This is a genomic window from Actinoalloteichus spitiensis RMV-1378 (assembly GCF_000239155.1).
GTDB lineage: Bacteria > Actinomycetota > Actinomycetes > Mycobacteriales > Pseudonocardiaceae > Actinoalloteichus_B > Actinoalloteichus_B spitiensis.
This window is the reverse complement of record NZ_AGVX02000294.1, coordinates 1-4884: the sequence shown is the minus strand read 5'-3', so window position 1 is coordinate 4884 and position 4884 is coordinate 1. Positions and strand designations below refer to the sequence as shown.

Annotated in this window: 2 protein-coding genes; both read right to left on the bottom strand. The window is 75.7% G+C overall.

Translation table 11 applies throughout. The features are described 5' to 3' along the window. The coding region (locus tag ACTIDRAF_RS0213595; protein ID WP_016699286.1) for a beta-ketoacyl synthase N-terminal-like domain-containing protein at positions 1–494 on the bottom strand (494 nt) is incomplete at its 3' end. 29 nt (positions 495–523) lie between these two features. Next, on the bottom strand, positions 524–4884 hold a 4361-nt coding region (locus ACTIDRAF_RS28770), incomplete at its 5' end, for an SDR family NAD(P)-dependent oxidoreductase (RefSeq protein ID WP_016699285.1).

Here is a 4884-nt window from a genome sequence, read left to right as displayed (position 1 = left end):
CCCCCCCTGCCGTACTCCTGGGCGACGACGCCCAGGTAGACGCCGGTGTCGCTGCCCCGGAGGGAGGTCGGGTCGACGCCGGCGCGTTCGGCGCTCTCCCAGGCCAGTTCCAGCAGGACCCGTTGTTGCGGGTCCATCGCCAGCGCCTCCCGTTCGCCGATGTCGAACGGGTCGGGGTCGAACCAGCCGGCGTCGCGCAGGAAGCTCCCGTGCCGGGCGTAGGTGGTGCGCGGGTTGGTGGGGTCGTCGTCGAACAGGTCGTCCAGCCGCCAACCCCGGTCGGTGGGGAACGGGCCGACCGGGTCGGGCCCGTCGCCGAGCAGCCGCCACAGCGCCTCGGGGGTGTCGGCCCCGCCGGGGAACCGGCAGGCCATGCCGACGATGGCGATCGGCTCGTGGGCCCGGTCCTCCAGGTCCGCCAGCTGGCGGCGCGCGTGACGCAGGTCCACGGTCGCGCGCTTGAGGTAGTCCAGGTACTTCTCTTCGCTGGCCACGGGGTTCTCCTTGGCGGGGGACGGGCGGCTCAGGCGGTGCCCAGCTCGCTGTCGAGCAGCGCGAACATGTCCTCCGCGGACGCGTCGGTCACGTCGTCGTGGCCGCCGGCCGGGCCGCCGGGGGCGCCGTGGGTGGCGCCGGACCGGGTTGACCAGGTGGACAGCAGCCGCCGCAGGGCCGGTTCCACTCCCGAGTAGGCCTCGTCGGTGGGGTCGGCGGAGGCGAGGAGTTCCTCCAACCGGTGGATCCGCTCGCGCAGCGGGGCCGCCCGGTCGGCGGGCGAGGCGTCGGTGCCGGCGTCGCCGACGAGTTCGGTGAGCAGGGCACTGGCGACGGCCTGCGGGCTGGGGTGGTCGAACACCAGGGTCGCGGGCAGCCGCAGCCCGGTGGCGGCGGCGAGCCGGTTGCGCAGTTCGACGCCGGTGAGGGAGTCGAGGCCGAGTTCGGTGAACGGCTGTTGCGGGCGGATGCGCCGGTTGTCGGCGTGGCCGAGGACGACGGCGAGCTGGGTGGTGACGACGTCGAGGACCACCCGCTGCCGTTCCATGCTGGACAGGCCCGGTAGTTCCTCGGTCCAGGCGGTGTCCAGCCCGGTGGTGGCGGCGCTGGCCTGGCGCCGCACGGTGCGCCGCACGAGCCCGTGCAGCATTGGTGGCGCGGTGCCGGCGGTGGCTTCCAGCCGGGCGGTGTCGACGAGGATGGGCACCACCACGGGGCTGGTCGAGCGCTGGGCGGTGTCGAACAGCGGCAGGGCCCGCTCCGGGCGGAGCGGGGTGACACCGCCCCGGGAGATGCGGGTCACGTCCTGTTCGGACAGTTCCGCGCCCATGCCGATGCCTTCCCACAGCCCCCAGGCCAGCGCCCGGGCTGGGCGACCGGTGGCCGCCCGGCGGAGGGCCACCGCCTCCACGGCGGCGTTGGCGGCGGCGTAGTTGGCCTGGCCCGGCGCTCCCATCAGGCCGGCGGCCGAGGAGAACAGGGTGAAGAACGACAGGTCGAGGCCGGCGGTGAGCCGGTCGAGGTGGTGGGCCGCGTCGGCCTTGGGCGCGAGGACCGCGTCGACCCGGTCGGGGGTGAGGGTGCCGAGCAGCCCGTCGTCGACGACGCCGGCGACGTGGACGACCCCGGTGAGGGGGTGCGCGGTGTCGATGGTGCTCAGCAAGTCCCCGGTCTGGTCGGGGTCGGCGACGTCGCAGGCGACGACGGTGGCGGTGGCGCCCAGTTCGGCCAGGTGGGCGACGAGGTCGGCGGCGCCGGGGGCGTCGGGGCCCCGGCGGCCGGTGAGCAGCAGGTGGCGGACGCCGTGGTGGGTGACGAGGCGTTCGGCCACGGCCCGTCCGACGCCGCCGGTGCCGCCGGTGACGAGGACGGTGCCCTCGGGGTCGGCGGGGCGGGGCACGGTGAGGACGACCTTGCCGACGTGCCGGGCCTGGCTCATGAACCGCAGCGCGTCCCCGGCCTGGCGGACGTCCCAGCAGGAGACGGGCAGCGGGTGGACCCGGCCCTGGTCGAAGAGGGGGAGGAGTTCGGCGAACATCTCCTGGATCCGCACCGGACCCGCCTCCAACAGGTCGAACGACCGGTACTCCACCCCGGGGAACTCCGCCGGGTCCCGCAGATCGGTCTTGCCCATCTCCACGAACCGACCCCCCGCGTCCAACAACCCCCGGGACGCGTCGATGAACTCCCCCGCCAACGAGTTCAACACCACGTCCACCCGCCCGAACCGCTCCGCGAACCCGGTGTCCCGCGAGGACGCCACCCGCTCCGGAGCCACCCCCAACGCCTCCACGAACCCCCGTTTGACCGGCCCGCAGGTGCCGTACACCACCGCACCCCACTCCCGGGCCAACTGCACCGCCGCCATCCCCACCCCACCGGCGGCGGAGTGCACCAACACCGACTCGCCCTCGACCAACCGGCCCAGGTCACGCAACCCGTACCAGGCGGTCAGGAACGTCACCGGCACCGTCGCCGCCTCCGCGAACGACCACGTCCCCGGGAACCGCGACCACATCCGGTGGTCGACCACCACCTCCGAGGCGAACCCGCCCTCGCACAGGCCCATCACCCGGTCACCGACGGCGAACCCGGACACCCCGCGCCCGACCTCGGTGACCACTCCGGCGGCCTCCAACCCCAACGGCAACGGCTCGCCCGGGTACATGCCGAGCACGGTCATGACGTCGCGGAAGTTCACCCCGGAGGCCCGCACCGACACCCGGATCTCGCCGAGGCCCAGCGTCTCGCGGGGGGCGGTGTCGACCCGCACCCCGTCGAGGGAGCCGCCGGGGTCGGTGCCGATCGTCCACGGCGTGCCCGGCAGGGACAGCGTCCGGGGTCCGCCGTCGACGGCCCGCAGCCTCGGTGCCCAGAGCCGACCGGACCGCAGCGCCAGCTGGGGTTCGCCGGCGGCGACCGCGCCCCGGACCTCGGGGGCGTTCACCGACACGGGTCGGTCGGTGTCGACGAGCAGGATCCGCCCCGGGTTCTCCGACTGCGCCGACCGCAGCAGCCCCCACATCCCGGCGGCGGCCGGGTCCACCGGTGCCTCCGCCAGGCCCTCGTCCGGGTCGACGGTGACGGCGTCGCGGGTGAGGACGACCAGCCTGGTGCGGGTGAAGCGGTCGGCGGCGAGGAACGCCTGGACGAGGTCGAGGGCGGCGACCGGGCCGGTGCCGCTGGCCGCCTCCCAGAACAGGACGTCGGGTGCGGTGTCGAGGTCGGGGAGGGTGTCGGTGCCGGTGACGCGGTCCCACGACCAGCCGGTGGTGCCGGCGGTGGGACGTTCCACCGGTCGCCACCCCAGCTCGTACAGGCCGCCGCCGGTGGCGGCGGCGGCGCGCACCCCGTCGGGGGAGGCGGCGCGGAGCATCAACCGGTCGACGGTGAGCACGGGGGCGCCCTCGGCGTCGACGGCGCGCAGGGCGACGGTGTTGTCGGCGAGCCGGGAGAGGCGCACCCGGACGGCGGTCGCCCCGGCGGCGTGCAGGGTCACCCCGCGCCAGGAGTAGGGCAGCAGCGGGCCGCCGTCGCCGGCCGGGAGCAGCTGGGCGGCGCCGACGGCGTGCAGGACGGCGTCGAGCAGGGCCGGGTGCACACCGAAGGCGGTGGCCGGGGCGTGTTCCGGTTCGGGAAGCTCCACCGAGGCCAGGGCGTGGTCGCCGTGCCCGCGAGTGGCGCGCAGCCCCCGGAAGGCGGGGCCGTAGTCCAGGCCGGCGGCGGCGAAGGTCTCGTACACGCCGTCGGTTCCCGCCGAGACGGGGGCCCGGCGGGCGAGGTCGAGGTCCCCGGCCGGCGCGTCGACCGGCCCCGCCGAGAGGGTGCCGGTGGCGTGGACCCGCCACTCCCCCTCGGATTCGGGGCGGGCGTGCAGGGTGAACGGCCGCTGCCCCTGGTCGTCCTCCTGGTCCACGACGAGGCGCAGCCGGGTGGGTTCGTGGTCGGAGAGCACGAGGGGGGTGGTGGTGACCAGTTCGTCGACGGTGCCCCGGCCCACCTCGTCGCCGGCGCGGACGGCCATCTCCACGATGGCGGCTCCGGGGACGACGACCTGGCCCAGGACGCGGTGGTCGGCCAGCCACGGCTGGCTGGCGGTGGACAGGGCACCGGTGAGGACCACCGCGCCGGTCCCGGGTACCTCCACGGCGGCGGCGAGCAGCGGGTGGCGGGTGCCGGTGATGCCGAGTCCGGGGGCGACGGCGGGGTGGGTGGCCCCGGTGAGCCAGAACCGTTCCCGGTCGAACGGGTAGGTGGGCAGGTCGACCCAGTCGCCGGCGCCGAACAGGTCGTCCCATTCCACCGGAACACCGGCGCAGTACAGTTCGCCGACCGCCGCGAGCAGCGACGCCGTCTCGGGGCGGTCCCGGCGCAGCGCGGCCACGGCGCGGCCCGGTTCGGCGAGCACCGTCCCGGCCAGTCCGGTGAGGGTGGCGTCGGCGCCCAGTTCCAGCACCGCGTCCACTCCCGACGCGTCGAGCGCGGCGAGGTTGTCGGCGAACAGGACGGTGGCCCGCACGTGGTCGACCCAGTAGTCGGGGTCGGTCCAGCGGTCCGCCGCGCCACCGGTGACGTTGGACAGCCCCGGCAGGGCCGGGGCGGCGAAGCGCACGTCCCGCAACACCCGGGCGAAGTCGGCGAGCACCGGTTCCACCAGGGCGGAGTGGAAGGCGTGGGAGACCCGCAGCGCCGTGGTCCGCAGTCCCCTGGCCTGGGCGGCCTCGGCGACCCGGGCGACCGCGGCGGACTCACCGGAGACGACCACCGAGGTGGGGCCGTTGACGGCGCCGACACCGGCGCCGGGCACCAGGAGCTCCTCGACCGTCCGGCGTTCGGCGGCCACGGCCACCATCGCGCCGCCGTCGGGCAGGGCGTCCATCAGCCGGGCGC